This window comes from Neobacillus canaveralius (assembly GCF_047237705.1).
In the GTDB taxonomy this organism is placed as follows: Bacteria; Bacillota; Bacilli; order Bacillales; family Cytobacillaceae; genus Neobacillus; species Neobacillus niacini_K.
On the sequence record NZ_JBDFLL010000001.1, the window covers coordinates 1,780,505 to 1,802,212 of the forward strand.

General features: G+C 38.4%; 19 protein-coding genes. 18 read left to right on the forward strand and 1 reads right to left on the reverse strand.

The genetic code is table 11. The annotated features are described in order from the left end of the window. Positions 1–48: 48 nt before the first annotated feature. The 9 genes from ABC255_RS08950 (at position 49) to ABC255_RS08990 (ending at position 9,824) form a co-directional block, all read left to right on the forward strand. Positions 49–1,935, forward strand: coding sequence for a methylmalonyl-CoA mutase subunit beta (locus ABC255_RS08950; RefSeq protein WP_412992868.1), 1,887 nt, complete (start codon positions 49–51; stop codon positions 1,933–1,935). Beyond that, on the forward strand, positions 1,916–4,114 hold the full coding sequence (scpA, locus tag ABC255_RS08955) for a methylmalonyl-CoA mutase (protein ID WP_412992870.1): 2,199 nt from the start codon (positions 1,916–1,918) through the stop codon (positions 4,112–4,114). Before ABC255_RS08950 ends, scpA begins: the two co-directional genes overlap by 20 nt. Beyond that, positions 4,115–5,233 carry a methylmalonyl Co-A mutase-associated GTPase MeaB gene (gene meaB, locus ABC255_RS08960; protein ID WP_412992872.1) on the forward strand — a complete coding sequence of 373 codons (1,119 nt, stop codon included), beginning with the start codon at positions 4,115–4,117 and terminating at the stop codon, positions 5,231–5,233. Positions 5,234–5,355: 122 nt separating this feature from the next. After that, a complete protein-coding gene (locus ABC255_RS08965; protein WP_335530763.1) occupies positions 5,356–5,793 on the forward strand; it encodes a BrxA/BrxB family bacilliredoxin in 438 nt (145 codons plus the stop codon). A gap of 219 nt (positions 5,794–6,012) precedes the next feature. Then, positions 6,013–6,792 carry a transporter substrate-binding domain-containing protein gene (locus ABC255_RS08970; RefSeq protein ID WP_412992873.1) on the forward strand — a complete coding sequence of 260 codons (780 nt, stop codon included), beginning with the start codon at positions 6,013–6,015 and terminating at the stop codon, positions 6,790–6,792. Positions 6,793–6,864: 72 nt separating this feature from the next. After that, on the forward strand, positions 6,865–7,524 hold the full coding sequence (locus ABC255_RS08975) for an amino acid ABC transporter permease (RefSeq protein WP_335530765.1): 660 nt from the start codon (positions 6,865–6,867) through the stop codon (positions 7,522–7,524). Continuing rightward, positions 7,517–8,239, forward strand: a complete 723-nt coding sequence (locus ABC255_RS08980) for an amino acid ABC transporter ATP-binding protein (protein WP_412992875.1) — start codon at positions 7,517–7,519, stop codon at positions 8,237–8,239. The genes ABC255_RS08975 and ABC255_RS08980 overlap by 8 nt, the downstream gene beginning before the upstream one ends. 65 nt (positions 8,240–8,304) lie before the next feature. Next, positions 8,305–9,288 carry an aromatic acid exporter family protein gene (locus tag ABC255_RS08985; RefSeq protein WP_412992877.1) on the forward strand — a complete coding sequence of 328 codons (984 nt, stop codon included), beginning with the start codon at positions 8,305–8,307 and terminating at the stop codon, positions 9,286–9,288. A 23-nt stretch (positions 9,289–9,311) separates the two neighbouring features. Continuing rightward, on the forward strand, positions 9,312–9,824 hold the full coding sequence (locus ABC255_RS08990; protein ID WP_412992879.1) for a L,D-transpeptidase: 513 nt from the start codon (positions 9,312–9,314) through the stop codon (positions 9,822–9,824). Between the two features lie 48 nt (positions 9,825–9,872). Here the strand turns inward: ABC255_RS08990 and prli42 are convergent, their stop codons facing one another. Then, a complete protein-coding gene (prli42, locus tag ABC255_RS08995) occupies positions 9,873–9,968 on the reverse strand; it encodes a stressosome-associated protein Prli42 (RefSeq protein WP_179157034.1) in 96 nt (31 codons plus the stop codon). Positions 9,969–10,130: 162 nt separating this feature from the next. On the opposite strand from prli42, the gene mce reads away from it, so the two are divergent. From mce to ABC255_RS09040, 9 genes are all read left to right on the forward strand, one after another. Beyond that, positions 10,131–10,535, forward strand: coding sequence for a methylmalonyl-CoA epimerase (mce, locus tag ABC255_RS09000; protein WP_335530770.1), 405 nt, complete (start codon positions 10,131–10,133; stop codon positions 10,533–10,535). Between the two features lie 8 nt (positions 10,536–10,543). Continuing rightward, the gene (locus ABC255_RS09005) at positions 10,544–12,094 is read left to right on the forward strand and encodes an acyl-CoA carboxylase subunit beta (RefSeq protein WP_335530772.1); all 1,551 of its coding nucleotides are present in this window, start codon (positions 10,544–10,546) and stop codon (positions 12,092–12,094) included. A gap of 72 nt (positions 12,095–12,166) precedes the next feature. After that, positions 12,167–13,288, forward strand: a complete 1,122-nt coding sequence (locus ABC255_RS09010) for a tripeptidase T (protein WP_412992881.1) — start codon at positions 12,167–12,169, stop codon at positions 13,286–13,288. Positions 13,289–14,381: 1,093 nt separating this feature from the next. Then, positions 14,382–15,473, forward strand: coding sequence for a NosD domain-containing protein (locus ABC255_RS09015; protein WP_412992883.1), 1,092 nt, complete (start codon positions 14,382–14,384; stop codon positions 15,471–15,473). A 205-nt stretch (positions 15,474–15,678) separates the two neighbouring features. Further along, positions 15,679–16,653 carry a LacI family DNA-binding transcriptional regulator gene (locus ABC255_RS09020; RefSeq protein WP_412992885.1) on the forward strand — a complete coding sequence of 325 codons (975 nt, stop codon included), beginning with the start codon at positions 15,679–15,681 and terminating at the stop codon, positions 16,651–16,653. A 190-nt stretch (positions 16,654–16,843) separates the two neighbouring features. Then, positions 16,844–17,794, forward strand: coding sequence for an ABC transporter permease (locus ABC255_RS09025; RefSeq protein WP_412998518.1), 951 nt, complete (start codon positions 16,844–16,846; stop codon positions 17,792–17,794). A 16-nt stretch (positions 17,795–17,810) separates the two neighbouring features. Then, a complete protein-coding gene (locus ABC255_RS09030) occupies positions 17,811–18,725 on the forward strand; it encodes a carbohydrate ABC transporter permease (RefSeq protein ID WP_412992887.1) in 915 nt (304 codons plus the stop codon). Between the two features lie 33 nt (positions 18,726–18,758). Continuing rightward, the gene (locus ABC255_RS09035) at positions 18,759–20,396 is read left to right on the forward strand and encodes an ABC transporter substrate-binding protein (protein ID WP_412992889.1); all 1,638 of its coding nucleotides are present in this window, start codon (positions 18,759–18,761) and stop codon (positions 20,394–20,396) included. Between the two features lie 317 nt (positions 20,397–20,713). Then, positions 20,714–21,700, forward strand: a complete 987-nt coding sequence (locus ABC255_RS09040; protein ID WP_412992891.1) for a PfkB family carbohydrate kinase — start codon at positions 20,714–20,716, stop codon at positions 21,698–21,700. Positions 21,701–21,708: the final 8 nt, after the last annotated feature.

A 21,708-nucleotide genomic window follows, 5' to 3' on the forward strand; every position in this document is an offset into this window, starting at 1 on the left:
TAGTAACGAGGAATTTAAAGAATATTAAGTATTTTGAGGGGGGAGTTTATGAGTTTAGAAAACCTGCGGAATCAATCTTTTCCTTTAAAGACAACAGATGACTGGAAAACAAAAGCTGAAGAATCCTTAAAGGGTAAAAGTATTGAAACATTAAAGAGTAGTACATATGAAAATATAATTTTGAAACCGCTTTATTCACGGCGAGATGATCAGAAAGCGCCGGACTATCCAGGAGGTTCAGATTTTCGTAGAGGTATTCATCCCTTAGGCTACGTAACAAATGATTGGAAGGTTGCGCAGCGAATTTCATATCTTTCTGTAGATGAATTAAAGGAAAAGCTCCATGCGAGCGTTGAAAAAGGACAAACGGCTATTTCATTTGAAGTTTCGGAGGTTCTATTTAAATCAAAAGGTATTATAGATGACATACTGGGAGATTTACCTGCTAAGTTCCCGTTTGCAGTTAATGGGAGAGGCATGCAATCAGCATTGCTAGAAGCAGTAGCAGAACGATGGGGAAGTTCTGAACAAGCTAGTGGATATGTCGGAAGCGACCCAATTTCTTTGTTTGCCGAGGAAGGATTCATTGGAGAAGACTATTTCAAGTGTTGGTTAGATGATATTAAGCTTGCAAATGAAAAACTTCCAAAATTACGGACAGTATTAATAAATACCTCAACCTACCATCAAGGCGGTGCCAATGCTGTACAAGAGCTGGGAATTGCAGCAGCAACGGGTGCAGTCTATCTTCAGAAGCTATTAGATAGCGGTATGAAAATAGAGGATGTTCCTGGGAAAATGATTTTTCAATTCTCGATTGGAAGTAATTTCTTTATGGAGTTAGCCAAAATACGTGCTGCACGTATTCTATGGAATAAAATTACTCAAGTTTATGGGGCTGACTCTAAGGACCGGGGAATGCACATTGCAGCGGAAACTTCTTTGTTTACAAAAACAGTTTTTGACCCATATGTTAACCTTCTTCGTTCTGGAAATGAAGGATTTGCAGCAGTAGTTGGAGGAGTTCAGTACCTGCATATAACTCCGTTTGATGATATAACAGGCAGTTCTTCACTTTCTGAACGAATAGCTAGAAACACACAAAACATACTGAAGGATGAAGCTTACCTTCGAACAATAGTTGATCCTGCAGGAGGCTCTTGGTACGTTGAAGCATTAACAACAGAGCTTGCAGAAAAAGCATGGCAATATTTTCAGCAGATAGAAGCAAAAGGCGGAATGCTGGAAGTATTAAAATCGGGCTGGTTACAAGACGAAATATCTACCGTTTATACAAAACGGGAGCAGGATGTCTTTAATAGAAAACAAAGTATTGTCGGAACAAACGTGTATGCTAATATTGCAGAAGTCGCTGGTTACGCTAAAGTACAAACATTTAATAATCCAAAAAGTGTTGATTTTACTAATACGATTAACATTAGGAAAATTAATAATGTAAGATTATCAGAACCATTTGAAAAACTGCGTAAAATAAGTGAAGAGATTGAAAGGAAATCTAGTTCTAAACCCAAAATCGGCATGATTTGTCTAGGCGAGTTAAAATCCTATAAACCTAGGTTAGATTTCATGAGAGGATTTGCAGCTGCTGGGGGAATTGAAGCGGTCGATAGTGGCTCTATTACCTCGCTAGAATCTGCCAAACAATTTATTTTAAAACAAGATACAAATTATTTTTGCTTGTGTGGGAGCAATGAACAATATGAGTCATTAGGGCACGGAATTCTATCAACATTAAATAGAGAATTTCCGGAACAGACTTTTTACTTAGCTGGTTTGCCAGAAAAAGACGTGCATTCAAAATGGAAAAATGAAGGGATAACGCAGTTTATTCATTTAAAAAGTAACTGTCATGAAATTCTTTCAACCATACTTTCAGCAATGGAGGTGGAACTAGATGGCCGCACACAAGCCTGACTTCCAAAATATTTCCTTGTTTGATGAGCAAGACTTTATAACGAAAGAACAATGGCAGGAACAGGTTAACAATGAGATAGAAACCTCCATTGATGATTTACTGTTTGAAACCAATGAACAAATTCAGCTAAAACCGCTTTATACATCTAAAGATCGAGAAGGAATAAAGCATTTGGATGATTTGCCTGGAATCCCACCATATACACGCGGACCTTACCCAACAATGTATGTAAACCGTCCTTGGACTGTTAGACAATATGCTGGATTTTCGACAGCTGAGGAGAGCAATGCCTTTTATCGCCGTAATTTAGCGATGGGTCAAAAAGGCTTGTCGGTGGCATTTGATTTAGCGACACATCGCGGCTATGATTCTGACCACCCGCGCGTTGTTGGGGATGTCGGCAAGGCAGGGGTGGCAATTGATTCTGTACTTGATATGAAAACACTTTTTGATGGGATTCCCTTGGATCAAATGTCAGTATCCATGACGATGAATGGTGCGGTTTTACCGATCCTTGCTTTTTTCATCGTTACAGCTGAGGAACAGGGAGTCACACAAGATAAGCTGTCTGGAACGATTCAAAATGATATTTTAAAAGAGTATATGGTTCGTAATACGTACATCTATCCACCTGAGATGTCGATGAAAATCATCGCAGATATTTTCGAGTATACCTCTAAATATATGCCAAAGTTTAATAGTATCAGTATTTCTGGCTATCATATGCAGGAGGCTGGAGCGCCTGCTGACCTAGAATTAGCATACACCCTTGCAGATGGATTGGAATATGTAAGGACAGGGCTGAAGGCTGGAATTGACATTGATAAATTTGCACCGCGATTGTCCTTTTTCTGGGCAATCGGTATGAATTATTTTATGGAAGTTGCTAAAATGCGGGCTGCTCGTTTAATCTGGGCAAAAATGTTGAAATCATTCGAGCCGAAAAATGAGAAATCATTTGCCCTCAGAACTCATTCTCAAACATCAGGGTGGAGTTTAACGGAGCAAGACCCATTTAATAATGTAATACGTACCTTACTTGAAGCACATGCTGCGGCTATGGGACATACACAATCCCTCCATACCAATGCTTTGGACGAAGCGATTGCCCTGCCAACGGATTTCTCAGCGCGAATTGCCCGAAATACACAATTATTTTTACAAGAAGAAACGGGTATCACCAATGTCATTGATCCTTGGGCTGGATCTTATTATGTTGAAAAGCTAACACATGAATTGGTAGAAAGAGCTTGGACACATATTGAGGAAATTGAAAATCTAGGCGGTATGGCCAAGGCAATCGAGACCGGCCTTCCAAAAATGAGAATCGAAGAGGCTGCAGCAAGGAGACAAGCACAAATCGATTCTGGAAAAGAAACCATTATCGGCGTTAACAAGTTTCGTCTCGAAAAGGAAGAGGCCATTGATATTTTGGATATTGATAATACAGCAGTTCGATTAAAACAAATTGAGAAATTAACCAGCTTGAAGGCTGGTCGTGATGATGTAAAGGTAGTAGAAGCGTTGGCAGCTTTAACAAAAGGTGCTGAAACTGGCGAAGGAAACTTGTTAGAACTTGCGGTTCAAGCTGCAAGAGTTCGCGCCACCTTAGGTGAGATTTCTGATGCGATTGAGAAGGTTTCCAGCAGACATAAAGCTGTGATTCGCTCTATTAGCGGGGTCTACAGTAAAGCATTTTCAAATGAAGAGGAAATAAGCGAAGTGAAAAAGATGACCGATGAATTTCTTGAGAACGAAGGCAGAAGACCAAGAATTCTAATTGCAAAAATGGGTCAGGACGGACATGACCGTGGTGCCAAGGTCATTGCTACCGCCTTCGCTGACCTGGGGTTTGATGTTGATATCGGTCCATTATTCCAAACTCCGGAAGAAACGGCCATGCAGGCAGTAGAAAACGATGTTCATGTTATCGGAATGAGCTCATTGGCCGCAGGTCACAAGACCTTATTGCCGCAGCTTGCTCTTGAGTTAAGAAAGCTCGGTCGTGAAGACATATTGATCGTCATTGGCGGTGTTATCCCAGCACAGGACTATCAATTTTTATATGACAATGGAGCATCAGCTATATTCGGACCAGGAACAATTATCCCAGTTGCCGCCCAAAAGGTGATAAAAGAAATTTATAAGCAGCTTGGCTATGAGGAAGTGGAAAAATAGATGTCTGAGGATCTGAAACCGGAGTGGAGCGACCCGAATAACCCGGATAAATTCTCCAGCGTAATTAAACGGGGACAGGAGCAGGAAGGTCAGCCAGTCACCATTGAAAGAAATACCGTCTTTCAGAAACGCAAGTCTATGGAACCAAGTATTGAAGCATTAGTAGATGGAGTTCTCTCAGGAAACAGAGGCCAGCTCGCTCGCGCCATCACACTGGTTGAAAGTAATGCTGAACAACATTTTCATAAGGCACAGGAGCTTCTCCAAAAGCTCTTGGTTCACAGTGGAAAAGCGATTAGAATTGGGATAACGGGTGTGCCTGGTGCTGGAAAAAGTACATTTATCGAAGCGTTCGGCACCTACCTTTGTGACCTGGGTTTACGAGTGGCAGTACTAGCTATCGATCCGAGTTCAAGTCTCTCGGGTGGTAGTATTCTTGGTGATAAAACGAGGATGGAGCAATTGTCGCGAAATCCAAGGGCTTTTATCCGACCATCACCAACGGCGGGAAAGCTGGGTGGAGTACATCGAAAAACTAGAGAAGCGATGTTAATTTGCGAAGCCGCAGGCTTTGATGTGATTTTGATTGAAACTGTCGGAGTGGGCCAAAGCGAAGTGATTGTTAGAGACATGGTGGACTTTTTTATGCTTCTCGTCCTAACTGGTGCTGGTGATGAGTTACAGGGGATGAAGAAAGGAATTATGGAGCTAGCCGACGCTGTACTTGTACATAAAGCAGATGGGTCGAATAAAGAGAAAGCGGAGCAGACAAGAAAAGAATATAGCCGTATCCTGCACTTTCTACACCCTGCTACAAAGGGGTGGTCATCAAAGGCTTATACCTGTTCCTCCCTAACTGGGGAGGGTATTAAAGAGATTTGGGACGTCATTAGGGAATTTGAAGCGAAAGGAAACTCCTCTGGAGTGTTTACGGAAAGACGAAAAAGCCAGCAGCGTGATTGGATTTATTCGTTAATCTCTGATCAACTTCATTACAGCTTCTTCCACCATCAAGAAGTGAAGCTCAAACTGCCTCAATTAGAAAACGAAGTAATGGCAGGGGAAATAACTGCTGCCACTGCAGTGGAGATACTATTTAAAGCATTCCTATCAAAATAATGTATCGACTGTTGAGTAGTTGACAGCCATCTTTTTTAGAAAAATAGTCTTATTCATTTGAAAAAAAACCATTTTTACTGTTATCATGTAGTTATATCGACACAAATTTAGGAGTGAAAAGTATGAGCATGGATTTCAATTTTTTCATGAATGATGTTGTGATTCAAGCACGAAATGAGATCTCAGCAGCTGGCTATAAAGAACTAAAAACCCCTGAAGAGGTTGAAGAAGCGCTTGAACAAAAAGGTACAACCTTAGTGATGATTAACTCTGTATGTGGTTGTGCAGGCGGCATTGCACGTCCAGCAGCAGCTCATGCCCTTCATTATGATAAGCGTCCTGACCACCTAGTTACAGTATTTGCAGGACAGGATAAAGAAGCAACAGAAAAAGCACGCAGTTATTTTACAGGTTATCCACCATCCTCTCCATCTTTTGCTTTATTAAAAGACGGAAAGATCGTATCCATGGTAGAAAGACACCAAATTGAAGGCTACGATCCAGCAACTGTTGTAGCTAGACTGCAAAAAGAATTCGAAGACAATTGTGAAGAACTATAATCATTAGTTAAAAGGGCTGATTTCCATAATAGGGAGTTAGCTCTTTTTTTATATTAAAAAAGTAATTATAAATTTTAATAAATATACTTGCATAATTATTCTGCCTCGTGTTAAAATTCATTACGTTGCATAAATATTAAACTTTCAACTCTATAAAGCTAGTAAAGGTTGTTTTGATTTTTAAATTTTAATTTTCAGAAAATTATAGGAGGAAAACATATGAAAAAAGTATTAGGTTTATTCTTAACATTAATTTTAGCTGTGGGCGTACTGGCAGCATGTGGTGAAACGAAAGATGATGATAATTCAGGTGATAAAAAGACGCTAGTGATGGCGACGTCAGCGGATTATGCGCCGTTTGAATATATTGAATCAGATAAAAGTGACGAAATTATTGGCTTTGATGTTGATTTAGGTAATGCGATTGCTGGAAAGCTTGGCTATGAAGTTGAAGTAAAAGATATGGATTTTGGCGGTTTGATTCAGGCACTTAAATCTGGACAAGCAGACTTTGTATTGTCGGGAATGACGCCAACGGAAAAAAGAAAGAAAAATGTAGATTTCAGTGATATCTACTATTCAGCACAGCACATGGTTATTTCTAAAAAAGAAAGTGGAATTGCAACAGTAGAAGATTTAAAAGATAAAACAGTTGGCGTTCAGTTAGGTTCTATTCAAGAAGGTAAAGCAGAAGAAATTAATGAAACTGTAGCTATTAAAGTAGAAAATCGTAACCGTATCCCAGAGCTTATTCAGGAACTGAAAGCCGGTCGTTTTGACGCTATCATTATTGAAGACACAGTGGCTAAAGGATATCTTGATAAAGAAGCGGATTTAACTAACTTCACCCTTAGCGATGACCCAGAAGAAGCAGGATCTGCGATTGCTTTTCCAAAGGATAGCGAGCTAACAGAGCAATTTAACCAAGAGCTTCAAAAAATGAAAGAAAACGGTGAATTACAAGAATTGATTGTTAAATGGTTCGGTGGGGAAAACTAAGTTATATCCAAGACGTTCAGAAGTCTTCTGAACGTCTTACTCATTTTATTATTTAGAGAGGACGGCTGTTGAATGAACTTAGATTTCACGCAATTCATTCCTTCGATGCCATATATTTTAGAGGGAATACTAGTTACACTTAGAATTGTCATTCTAGCAGGGATATTAGGATTTATTTTAGGGATTATTCTTTCGTTATTTAAAATTAGTAAGTTTAAGTATCTTGGCTGGTTTGCGGATGCATATACTTCAATTTTCCGAGGTACACCATTAGTACTACAATTAATGCTCATTTATTATGGTTCGCCGCAGTTAATTGGCTATCAAATTGAACCATATACAGCTGCGATTCTTTCGTTTGCGCTTAATTCTGGTGCTTACATATCTGAAATTATCAGAGCCGGGATTCTGGCGATCGATAAGGGGCAGCAAGAAGCCGCAATGGCTCTAGGTGTGCCTTACAGAAAAATGATGTGGGATATCATTCTGCCGCAAGCTCTTAAAAACATCCTTCCAGCATTAATGAATGAATTTATTTCATTAACCAAAGAATCTGCGATTGTTACTACAATCGGAGTAATGGATATTATGCGTCGTTCTTATCAGGTTGGAGCAGAAAACTATTCATTCTTCGAACCATTATTGATTGCTGGTCTAATCTATTACTTAATGGTCGTGACTTTGACCTTCCTAGGAAAAGCCGTTGAAAGGAGAATGAGACGCAGTGATTAAGGTAGAAAATTTGCATAAAAATTACGGTAAGCTTGAAGTATTAAAGGGAATTTCCACAACCATCGAAGCAGGAGAAGTTGTGGCAATTATTGGACCATCTGGTTCAGGAAAGTCAACCTTCCTGCGCTGCATGAACCTTCTTGAAAACCCAACAAGTGGAAGAATTCTGGTAGGGGACCAAGATGTCACAGATAAAAAGACTAATATCATGAAGGTACGGCAGAATGTTGGTATGGTTTTTCAACATTTTCATTTATTCCCGCATAAAACGGTATTAGAGAACCTTACCTATGCTCCAATAAAGGTTAAAGGATTATCTAAAGCAGAAGCAGAAAAGACTGCATTTGATTTGTTAGAACGAGTTGGATTATCGGAAAAAGCAAATGAATACCCCACGAGATTATCTGGCGGACAAAAGCAGCGGGTTGCAATTGCAAGGGCATTAGCAATGGAGCCTGACGTTATGCTTTTTGATGAACCAACATCAGCGCTTGATCCAGAAATGGTGAAGGAAGTATTAGAGGTTATGAAATCCCTCGCGCATACAGGGATGACAATGGCGATTGTGACGCACGAAATGGGCTTTGCCCGTGAGGTAGCGGACCGAGTTCTTTTTCTTGATGGAGGAGTGCTGGTAGAAGATGCAGCGCCGCAAGAGTTTTTCACAAACCCCAAGAGCAAGCGGGCACAAGATTTCTTGCAAAAAATGCTCTAAAAAGGATAAGCTAAAGATGGTCTATTTGGATCATCTTTTTTTTTATTATTATAAGGGAGTATTCTATGAAATTTCGAATTGGTTACAGAACATTAAAAACAGCCGCAGGCACGGCCATTTCCATTCTAATTGCCCAACAGCTCGGTCTAGACAACTTTGCATCTGCAGGTATATTAACGATTCTTTGTATTCAAGTAACGAAAAGGAGATCATTACGAACAGCTTGGGACCGTTTTTTAGCCTGTGTTTTGGTTATGCCATTTTCTGCACTCTTTTTTGAAGGAATTGCTTATCATCCAATCGTTATTGGAGTCATGCTATTATTTTTTATTCCGACAGTGGTTATGCTTAAAGCTACGGATGGAGTCGTTACCAGTAGTGTTATTATCTTACATATATATTTAGCAAACAAGATTTCCATAGATCTTTTTATTAATGAACTTGGTGTTATTATCACTGGTATTGGTGTTGCACTGTTGATAAATGTCTATATGCCAAGCGTAGATCAAAAATTAAGGCATTTTCAAAGTAGAATTGAAGGCAATTTTAAAGTGATATTTTGTGAGATGGTTAACTATCTGAGAACCGGTGACAGTGACTGGTCTGGTATGGAAATTACCGAAACAGCACAGGTACTGGATGAAGCGAAATCAATGGCATTTCTAGAGATAGAAAATCATGTATTAAGGGAAGAAAATGACTATTATTATTACTTTAGAATGAGAGAAAAGCAATTTGAAATACTAGAACGTGTTTTACCGATTGTAACTTCGCTTACTGTGACGTTACCACAAGGAAAAATGATTGCTGAATTTCTTCAAGAATTATCCGAAAATATTCAACCTGGAAATACGGCGCATATTTATCTTGATAAATTGAAAGAGATGAAAAAAGAATTTGAAGAAATGGAGCTGCCTAAAACAAGGGAAGAATTTGAGGTGCGTGCTGCACTACTTCAATTAGTAAAAGAGATGAATGAGTATCTGATCATTAAAAGTACCTTTAATACAACAAAATGGAATAAATTGAGAAAAATAGAAGCAAACTAAGGAAAAAATGGCAGGTGGATTTTATGATAAAGATACTATCGCCAATCCTGTTTGCTTTTTTTATTTCACCTCTGTGGCCGCTAGGACCGAATCCTCTCCCTGGTGACCCTTTTGTAATTGTTAATAAAGCAACAAATGAAATGGCATTGATTGACGAAAACAAGGTTCAAACCGTTGTGAGTGTTGGTACTGGTAAAACGAAGGAGTTAACTCCAGAAGGGCTATTTACGATAACGGTAAAAGCAGAAGACCCATACTATCGCAGGAAGGATATTCCAGGAGGTGACCCCAAAAACCCACTTGGATCGAGATGGATAGGTTTTGATGCGCAAGGGACAGATGGAAGAATATACGGAATTCATGGTACTAATCAGCCTGCCTCTATAGGAAGATATGTTTCACAGGGATGCATTCGTACACAGAATGAAGTGATTTCTTCCCTATACCCCTTAATTCCATTAGGGACAAAAATATTAGTCACTTCCACGAAAAAATCATTTGAGCAGCTTGCGAAAGAAAATGGAGCTATACAATAAATAGTAAAAGGGACTGTTCTTTGGAACAGTCCCTTGTCTATGTTTTTATTAAATAAATTGAGCAATCCCAATTAAGAGAGTTGAGGCTAACATAGCGATTAGCATTAAATATACAACTATTTTTCTGGTTCTCTTCTTATTCAAAGTGGGTTCCCCCTTTATATTATTTAGCTTTTCTTATATTTTACAGGGAAAAGCAGAATTGAACAATGGAACAAGCTCTCATTTTGGGAAGGAATTATGAATTTTTTAGCGAATATGGTAGATGTCAAAACTATTTAAATTATTAAAAAAAGAGGGGTATTAATGATTAAAAAAGTTGACCATATTGGAATTGCTGTACGTTCGATTGAGACCACACTTCCTTTTTATACAGAGGTCCTCAAGCTTCCTTTATTGGGGATAGAAGAAGTAGAAAGTCAAAAGGTTAGAGTTGCCTTTCTGAAAGCAGGGGAAATGAAACTGGAGCTTTTAGAACCAACATCAGAGGAAAGTACAATAGCCCAATTTATTAAAAAACGTGGTGAGGGGATGCACCATATTGCTTTGGGTGTTAACTCTATAGAAGAAAGAATACTAGAGATGAAAGAAAACGGGATTCGCATGATTGATGAAGAGCCAAGGATTGGTGCTGGAGGGGCACATATTGCCTTCATGCATCCCAAGTCAGCATCGGGAGTATTGGTCGAGCTATGCGAAAAGAAGGAGTGAAGGGGTAAATGATAGACATCTACGAGAAAATAAATGAATTATATGATAAACGCCGGGAAGTGGAGCTTGGAGGCGGTGACGAAAGAATTGAAAAACAGCATGAGAAGGGGAAATTAACAGCAAGAGAACGAATTGAGCTATTAGTAGATAAAGGATCATTCGTTGAGTTAAGTCCATTCATTGAGCACAGAACGAATGATTTTGGTCTAGATGAACAGAAAGGTCCTGGAGATGGTGTTGTAACCGGATATGGAAAAGTAAATGGCCGGCCAATCTACTTATTTTCGCAAGATTTTACCGTGTTCGGCGGGGCACTAGGGGAAATGCATGCAAAAAAAATCTCCAATGTAATGGATTTAGCTGCTAAAAACGGAACACCGTTTGTTGGCCTAAATGATTCTGGAGGAGCACGAATTCAAGAAGGTGTTGTTTCACTAGACGGCTACGGTCATATCTTTTATCGGAATGCCATTTATTCTGGGGTAATTCCGCAAATTTCTGTCATCATGGGACCTTGTGCCGGTGGTGCTGTTTATTCACCTGCCATTACTGATTTTGTATTTATGGTTGAAAAAACAAGCCAAATGTTTATTACAGGTCCAAAAGTAATTGAAACCGTAACGGGTGAGAAGATATCTGCTGAGGACCTTGGGGGTGCTCATGTTCATAATAGTATTAGTGGAAATGCGCATTTTGAAGCTGCTTCCGAGCAGGAAGTATTAGAAGATGTTCGCAAGCTTCTCAGCTATCTTCCGCAAAATAATGAAGAAAAGCCTCCACGTCTTCCGGTACACGAAGAAAATGATTACCGTCCAGACTTGACGGATGTTATCCCCTTTGATGCTATTCGTCCTTATGACGTTCGAAAAGTAATTGAACAAGTTGCGGATGCGGACTCATTTATGGAAATTCAACAAAACTTTGCGAAAAATATTGTTGTTGGTTTTGCACGGATTAAAGGTGAAAGTGTCGGTCTTGTGTGCAACCAGCCTAAGGTTATGGCGGGGGGGCTTGATATCAATTCCTCAGATAAAGCAGCAAGATTTATTCGTACGTGTGATTCGTTTAATATCCCGATTATTACCTTTGAAGATGTAACTGGATTTTTCCCAGGAGTTAAACAGGAGCATGGAGGTATTATCCGCCACGGTGCAAAGATCCTGTATGCTTATTCGGAAGCAACTGTTCCGAAGCTGACTGTTATTTTAAGAAAAGCGTATGGAGGAGCATATGTAGCCCTTAATAGCAAGTCTATTGGAGCTGACTTAGTCTTTGCTTGGCCAAATGCTGAGATTGCCGTAATGGGCCCACAGGGTGCTGCTAATATCATTTTTGCGAAAGAGATCCAAAATAGTGATAATCCTGAAATGGTTAGACAACAGAAAATTGAAGAATATCGTGAAAAGTTTGCCAATCCATATGTGGCGGCTAGCAGAGGGATGGTCGATGATGTCATTGACCCGCGTGAAACGAGGATAAAAATAATCCAAGCATTAGAAATGCTTCGAAACAAAAAAGAATCTAGACCGTTCAAGAAACACGGGAATATACCACTTTAATCAATCATTTGAAGACAAGTATCCGAAGGAGTATACTTGTACAGTGAGTACATAAAACGGAGGGTTATTCAGATGATTAATCATGAACGTCTTTTAAATGAATTTTTAGAGCTTGTACAAATCGATTCTGAAACTAAATATGAAACTGAAATTGCAAAAGTGTTAAAACAAAAGTTTATAGATTTAGGTCTTGATGTTTTCGAAGATGATACAACCGCTATAACAGGACATGGAGCAGGTAACTTAGTTTGTACACTTGCTGCCACTAAAGATGGTGTTGATCCTATATACTTCACTTCCCATATGGATACAGTCGTTCCAGCAAGAGGTGTTAAGCCAACTATAAAAGACGGCTATGTCGTCACAGATGGAACAACTATCTTAGGTGCTGATGATAAAACTGGTTTATCAGTAATGCTTGAAACCATCCGTGTCTTAAAAGAACAAAATATTCCTCATGGACAAATCCAATTTATTATCACGGTGGGTGAAGAATCTGGCCTTGTAGGGGCAAAAGCACTTGACCCTTCCTTGGTGAAAGCCAAGTATGGCTATGCCTTAGACAGTGATGGTTTAGTAGGTAATATTGTGGTTGCCGCTCCTACCCAAGCTAAGATTAAAGCGGTCATTTACGGAAAAACTGCTCATGCTGGTGTTGCACCTGAAAAAGGAGTTTCAGCGATCACGATTGCAGCAAAATCGATTGCGAGAATGCCATTAGGCAGAATTGACTCAGAAACAACTGCAAATATCGGCCGCTTCGAAGGCGGTACACAAACGAATATCGTTTGTGACCGTGTAGATATTCTTGCCGAAGCACGTTCCCTTATTGCTGAAAAAATGGAGGCTCAAGCGGCAAAAATGAAAGAAGCCTTTGAAACAGTAGCCGCTGAAATGGGCGGAAGAGCTGAAGTTGAAGTTGTGGTAATGTATCCTGGGTTTAAATTTGGCGAAGGCGATCAAGTAGTTGAGATTGCACGTAAGGCAGCAGCAAAAATTGGTCGCAGTTGTGAATTACAGCATAGCGGCGGCGGAAGTGACGCCAACGTTATTGCAGGCTTTAATATTCCAACTGTTAACTTGGCTGTCGGTTATGAAGATATTCATACTACCAATGAACGGATGCCGATTGAAGAATTAAACAAGCTTGCAGAAATGACAATTGCCATTATTGAAGAAGTTACAAATCAATAAGGATGTTCACTTACAAAAAAGTCGAAATTAGATAAAAAAGTTGGAAATTGAACAAAGAAGTCGGAAATAGACACCAAACGGTTCTTAGATGGAACTAATGTAGTTAAAGAAATTTCTTTTAGTCCAAAAAACATTAAATTTCGCATCTCTGTAATAACAGAGGTGTTTTTTCAATTTCGCTAATGAAATGGAATCTATTAATTATAAAACTTAAGACTCTTATCATTGGAATTCTTATAAAACAATCTTTTGGAAATTTTTACCTCTACATCGAGTTTCACAAAAATAAGTTTTTTATAAAATGTTTTTTGAAAATGACAGAATTAAAGTTTAAAAATTTTAAAAACGCAAAGGGAATTAAAAAGGTAATTAGGTGTAAATAGGGAGAAAAGTTAACCTTTAACATTATTAATATAATTTTCTCAATTCATTAAATAAATTGACAGTTATCGAGAAGCATAATATAATCAAATTCAATCAAGAACATTCAAATTCAAGCAAATTTAATCAGATTTAACAGAGTATTAAACCACGAAAAACACTTACCACATATTTGAAACCGCTAACAAAATGAAGTTCCTATCAAGAGGATTAAACAAAATGATTCACGCACATCTTAGGAAAATGACTCACAATAGAACTTCTTAAGGGAGGTGATACAGTAACGGAATTGTAAGCGTTAACACTTGCGTCCCTCAATATTTGTCTTGCTATGGAGTATCGTTTTTATCAATTAAATTTCGGTAGGGTCAAAAGTCTATGAAAACTAAATAAGTATCAAGAATTTATCCACTATTTAGGAGGGTAATTCCACGCAATCGCTGTAACCTAAATTACCCTTAGATTTCAGGGGATGGCAATTTTTTTTGCTTGAAAAGCCCTCAAGCGGGTATTTTATTGCCTATTTCTTATTAAAGTTTTGACAATACGTAAATTCCGTAGGAGGGGTAATATGGAAACAAATAAGTCTATTAAAAAATCAAATTTAATAGAACGACGGAACTTTATATTAGGATTATTTATTTGGTTATTAACATTTTTAAGCGGTTTTCCTTTTAAGGTAAAAAAAGTAAGTGCTCTCACTCCTCAAACTATGACACTAAACCCAGTAGATTATGGAGCAAAGTTAAATGACCCCACTTTTCGTCGCAACGCAGATATTATTAATGATCTTATTAATGCTATGCCTCCATCAGGAGGAGTCATTGAATTACCAGCAGGAGAAATGTGGATTTATGACAAAATTAAAATTAATCGCTCTTATGTGACAATCAGAGGCGTTAATGCGGGTACACGTTCGCATGTCGATGTCGAAGAACAACCAGGTCTAGATCATCCAGGTGGGGGAAGTAAACTTGTATTAGGTGATGGATGTACAATAGGTATCATTTCTGAAAAACGTGATGGAGCACCACGAGTATCTTCGATTCAACTGGAAAACTTTTTGATTCAAGGTCGTGCCACAGATAAAGGTCAAATTGCTGTTAATATCGAACATGATAATGATGCAGTTCGTATTATTGGTGTTTCAATAATCGCCGTGGGTATGGGTTTACGATTATTAGGAGCTGACGCATGCACAGTAAGAGGCTGTTGGATTTCAGAAGTTCATGATGGACTTCATTCACTCGGTTCTTCTCAGCAATTATTAGTAGCCAATAACTACTTTGGATCACAACCGGGAGGAAGAAGTGTATATTTAGAAAATCCTGAATGGGCAAATATAGTAGGTAACAACATCTATCCTGATGGACATGTATGTTTAGAAGCTAAAGGAGCCAAAAATTGTACGTTTACAGGAAATAATATCCAAAGCTACTATACTGGTGCTGTTATTATTAAAGGAGATGGAAATTTGTTTTCTGGAAAAGTCCAGGCGCGCAGATCTTCGGGTAACTGGTTACCGGACCCTATTGGTCGTGATGGTCTTTATGGACTGATTCATGTTGATGGAAATGATAATCATATCACTGCGTCATCTATCAATTCTGACCAACCAGAAAATGACACTCGTATCTTAATTCTGGGTGGTAATGGAAACTGGGTGACTAATACCAAGATTTATGGTAGGGCTTCGAATCGAAAAGTTGTAGTTAATGGTTCATGCGTGGATACGCGTATTGTTCATTCTGCGTCATCGCTTGATGTAGATAAAGCTAATTCGAATACATCAATCGTTTGGTAACTTGCTGCTCTGCTAACTTTCTAATAATAAGGACGGTGTTGCTTAGGCGTTAAAAGAATAAATCCTATCATAAAATGGAATTTATTTTATTTTTCTGAAAAAAACGTTGAAACGCTTCCAATATGGTGATATTATAGGTTTATGGAAATAGTGAAACGTTTCCAAAACAAAAATAATAAATCACTTTATTACTGGAGGTATGGTAGTGCCAAGTATTAAAGATGTTGCGGAACTAGCGGGGGTTGGAGTTGGCACTGTTTCACGAGTCATAAACAATCATCCAGCCGTAAAGTCCAAAACACGTGAGAAAGTAAATGCAGCCATCAAACAATTAAATTATGTTCCAAACGAAGTAGCAAGAAACTTTAAAATGCAAAAATCAACAATGGTTGCATTATTGCTTCCGAGTATATGGCATCCATTTTTCTCGGAACTTGCCTATTATATTGAAGATGAGCTGGATCGGGAAGGCTATAAATTGATGCTTTGCAATAGTGGTGGCAGGCCTGACAAGGAGCTTTATTATTTAGATATGCTCAATCAAAATAAAGTAGCCGGTATTATAGGCATTACCTATAATGATATAGAAGATAGTGTCAGTACAGATATTCCGATTATTAGTTTGGACCGGCATTTGGGAAAAAAAATCACTTGCGTCACTTCTGATAACTATACAGGCGGTCGGATTGCTTTACAGGAGCTAGTGAAGTCCGGGGCTACAAAAGTGGCTTACTTAGGGGTAACAAGTTCAGCTTATAGTGAAGTTTTACTAAGGAAGTCAGGTTTTATTGATGAGGCAAAGATACAAGGGATCGAATTCAGTACCTATGAGGAACATGATGAAGTATATGAAGACAATTCATTCTTTGAAAATTTCTTTAATCTGCCTCACCACCAGAACGTAAATGGAATATTTGCTAATACTGATATACTTGCTGCTAAATATATTGATAAAGCTAAGCTATATGGGTTACGAACTCCAGAGGATGTTAAAGTAATCGGATATGATGGTATCCAAGATAATAAGCTGTTTCGTCCTATTTTATCTACGATTCGACAGCCAGTCGAAGAAATGGCAAGGATGTCTGTAAAACTACTCTTAAGAAAGATTGAGGGAGAATTGTTAGAGCAAGAGATTTATCGAATACCTGTCATGTTTAGAAGAGGAGAAACGACGTAGGGTTTTATTTTTTGGTCTTTAATGGAAACGTTTCAATTTGCCAGTATTGTAGATTGAGCGAGTACTTTTTATAAAATGTGAGAATAACATTATAGACCAAATTTTTTTATTTCACTTTGGAAACGTTTCAAAAATGATAAGAGGCGCAGAAATAACAAAATAAACGTGAAAGTGAGGCAAGGATATGGAAATGGCAAGGAAGGCAAATTCTGTTATCGATTCACCTGCCAAAGTAAAAAGAGGATTAAAGTTTAAAAAGATCTTTAGTAATTACCAGCTCTACTTATTTCTATTACCCGCATTAATTTATTTTATTGTTTTTCATTACCTCCCAATGTATGGCATTCTAATTGCATTTAAAGATTTTGTAGCCACAAAAGGGATTTTGGGAAGTCCGTGGGTAGGATTTAAACATTTTGAAAGGTTTTTTGAATCCTTTCAATTTTGGACACTGATTAAAAATACACTCGGACTTAGTGTGGTCCAATTAATCGTTGGTTTTCCTCTTCCGATATTCCTAGCACTTATGTTAAATCAAATTAGAAGCGAGAAATACAAACGTTTTGTTCAAACCGTAGTATATGCGCCGCATTTTATCTCGGTAGTAGTGTTAGCAGGAATGATCTTTGTTTTCTTTTCGAATAACGGTTTGATTAATAATATTATTCTGTTATTTGGCGGAGATCCGATATCGTTTATGGCAAAACCAGAATGGTTTAAACCATTATACATAGCATCCGGAGTCTGGCAGGAAACAGGATGGGCCGCGATTATTTACCTGGCTGCACTTGCAGGGGTCAGCCCTGAACTACATGAAGCAGCAGTAATGGATGGAGCAAATAAATGGCAGCGTATCTTTCATGTTGATATACCAGCCATTATGCCAACGGCCGTTATCTTATTAATCCTGTCCGTAGGCGGCATTATGAATATCGGCTTTGAAAAGGCTTACCTTTTACAAACGCCTATGAATCAGCCGTCAGCAGAAATTATACCAACTTATGTATACAAAATGGGGTTACAACAAGCACAATATAGTTTCGCTGCTGCAGTAGGATTATTTAATGCAGTGATTAACTTAATTTTATTAATAGCTGTTAATAAGTTTTCGAAAAAATTATCAGGGACAGGATTATGGTAAGGGGGGTGCAACAATCATGAGTTTACTAGCATTGAAGAATAAGAAGATTACAAGAAGATCTAAGGAAGATCGTGTCTTTGATATCATAAATGTTTTTCTGACTGCGATGATTCTAATTTTGGTAGTGTATCCATTGTACTTTATCGTCATTGCTTCCTTTAGTGATCCAAATATGATTTACGAAGGGAAGGTATGGTTGCTGCCGAAAGAAATCACTTTCGAAGGATACGAACGGATATTCAGAGACAGTAAGATTTGGCTCGGTTATAAGAACTCTATCATCTATACGGTTGTTGGTACGTTCGTAAATGTAGGATTTACTTTAATGGCAGCTTACGCCTTATCCCGAAAAGATTTATATGGAAGAAACGTGTTCATGTTCTTATTTCTAATGACGATGTTTTTCTCAGGAGGGTTAATTCCTACTTATTTAGTAGTGAAAAATCTAGGCTTACTTAACACAATGTGGGCGCTAATCTTACCAAAGGCAGTAGCCGTTTGGAATGTGATTGTAGCCAAAACCTATTTTGAAACTAGTATTCCAAATGAACTTTTAGAAGCGGCTAAAATGGATGGATGTTCCGATGCGAAATTTTTTGCGAAGATTGTCCTGCCACTATCCAAACCGATTGTTGCCGTAATGGTGTTATTCTATGCAGTTGGCCACTGGAATTCCTATTTTGATGCACTAATCTACTTGAATAATGAAAACTTATATCCGCTGCAGTTAATATTACGAAATATCTTAATTCAAAATCAGGCATCAACCATGATGATTAGTGATCTAGATTCGTTAGCAGCGAAACAAAGAGTTTCTGAATTGATTAAATATGGTGTAATTATTGTTGCTTCTGTTCCGCTATTAATCGTATATCCTTTTGTCCAAAAGTATTTTGTTAAAGGTGTTATGATTGGCGGAATTAAAGGTTAATAAAAAAACTTATAAAATTGAGGGGGAAACAAAATGCTTAAATCAATGAAAAAAAGAATGGTGAAGAACAAGAAGAAAGTATCAATGGCTTTGGTTTTAGGATTAACTGCATCGCTCGCTTTGACTGGATGTACCAACAATGAGTCCGCAGGATCAGATAAAGCAGAAAAGGTAGCCTTTAATGAAACAGGTTTACCGATTGTTGATAAACAAGTTACGTTAAACATTGTTTCACCAAAGGCAGCCTTAGCACCTGATTATTCAGAAATGGTCATATTTGACCGACTTCAAGAAGCAACGAACGTTAAGATTAAATGGAATAATATCCCTGGTGATGGATACCAAGAAAAGAAAAATTTAATGCTGGCAAGTGGCGACCTGCCAGATGCGTTCTATGCGTCAGGATTTAGTGATCATGACCTCATACAGTATGGTCAGAATGGTACTATTATACCACTAGAAGATTTAATCGACAAATATGCACCTAATTTAAAGAAACTATTTGAGCAAAGACCGGATTTGAAAAAAGTTGTAACCGCACCAGATGGCCATATTTATTCCTTACCACGTGCGGAAGAAATGGATTTAGTTGGAATGCCTAACATTATGTTTATTAATAAAGTTTGGTTAGATAAACTTGGTCTTGCAATGCCAACAACATTGGAAGAATACCATGATGTGTTAAAAGCATTTAAAGAAAAGGATCCGAACGGTAACGGAAAGCAAGACGAAATCGGTTTAACTTTCTGGTATAACGGCTGGTGCGGTAACGAGGGAGACCTAATTGGATTATTTGGCTTGCCAGATTCATCATTTGAAGCAGATCATCGCGTCGTGAGAGATGGAAAAGTAATCTATGCAGCAGTACAGCCAGAATTTAAAGAAGCGATCAATTATTATAATGGCTGGGTGAAAGAAGGTTTAATTGACCCTGAAGTAGCAACGCAAAAAACGGAACAAATTTTTGCAAAAGGGAAGACAGAAGATCCGACGTTAGGCTCTTTCATCTGGTGGGAAAATACTGAAGTTGTCGGAACCGATCGAGTGAAGGATTACGTTGTTTTACCGCCTTTAAAGGGTAAAGATGGCAAGATTGTCATTGGCCGTTCAAATTATTCTGAGTATGGCAGAGATGCATTTGTTGTTACGTCAGCGAACAAAAACCCTGAGTTAACAATGCGTTGGGTGGATGAATTGTATGAACCAAAAATGTCTGCCCAAGTTAACTGGGGTCCAATCGGTGAAATATATGAGGAAGATGCAAATGGTATGTTAGTAAATAAAGAGCTTCCTGCCGGTGTTGCAATGGGTGAATTACGTCAAAAGGTTGCCCCAGGTGGTCCATTTGTTGTCTTGAAAGATCACTTTGGCAGTGTGGTAGACATGGAGCCAAGAGCAAAAGAGAGATTAGCCATTCTTGATGAGTATTACAAGCCACATATGGTCCAAGAAAACTATCCATCTATCTTCTTTAGCCCAGAAGAACTAGAAATTATTAACACGATTGAGCCAGAAATCAAAACTTTTGTGAAGCAAAAAGAAGCTCAATGGTTGGTAGAGGGTGGAATTGAGAAAGAATGGGGTGCGTATGTTAAGCAATTAAACGATATGGGACTTGAAAAATTAATGGATGTTTACCAAAAAGGCTTGGATCGTTATAACAAACAATAATTCTTATAAAGCCAGACATCCTACCCGTCTGGCTTTTCTTTTCAATAGGCTGTGTAAAAGCTAAATGTTGATATTTGCACTCTGTTGATTTGCGCGGAAGGCACGAAGACTCCTGCAGGAGTACGGAGCTGGTGAGACCCCGCAGGCGCTAGCGCCGAGGAGGCTCACCGCAACGCCTGCGGAAAGCGAAGTGCCTCGTGACAGGCAAAGAACGCCCGTCACTGCGATGATTATTCTAAGAAGCTTTCCTTAGTGGAGCGCAAATCAACAGACAAATTTAACACAGCCTTTCAATAAGCAGAAAAAGGATGATAGATATGTATGATGTTACCGCTTTAGGGGAGTTATTAATTGATTTCACACCTACAGGCCATTCTAATCATGGAAATATCTTATTTGAAACAAATCCTGGAGGAGCACCATGCAATGTATTGGTTGCACTATCCCGATTAAATATGAAAACGGCGTTTATTGGGAAAGTGGGCAATGACCAATTTGGTCACATTTTGAAGGGTGTTCTGCAAGACCTAAACATTGATACTAGTAATCTCTTATTCTCTGAAACGGTAAATACAACCTTAGCCTTTGTTCATTTAGACGAGAAAGGTGACCGATCTTTTAGTTTTTACCGAAATCCTGGAGCGGATATTTTGCTGGATAAAAATGAAATCAATGAGGAGACGATAAAACAATCTCAGATTTTTCATTTTGGATCATTATCATTAACAAATGAGCCTTCAGCGACAGCAACTATTACTGCGTTAGAATTTGCAAAAAAACATAAAGTATTGATTTCGTATGACCCTAATTTGCGTATACCTCTATGGCGCTCGCTTGATGAGGCTAAGCAGCAAATAAAAAAGGGATTTGAGTATGCAGACATCGTGAAACTGTCTGAGGAAGAACTCGAATTTTTGACAGGTTATCGTGATGTGATAAAAGGGACAGAAATTTTACAGGAACTGTATGGTACATCTGTTATCTTTGTTACCTTAGGACAGAATGGCTGCTTTTATAGAAACAAGCATGTTTATGGCAACAAAGAGGGATTTAAAGCAAATGTAGTGGATACAACTGGAGCAGGCGATGCCTTCGTTGGGGGTGCCTTATATAAACTACTTACTATGAAAAAATCTTTAGATTTATTAAATCATGCTGATTTTGAAGAAATAGTTACGTTTGCAAATGCAATGGGAGCACTTACAACAGAAGGGAAAGGTGGAATCCCGAGTATCCCATCAAGGGAACAACTGGTTAATTTTTTGAAAGAGAATAATAGTTATTCATGGAATGACTATGAATGAAAGGAAGA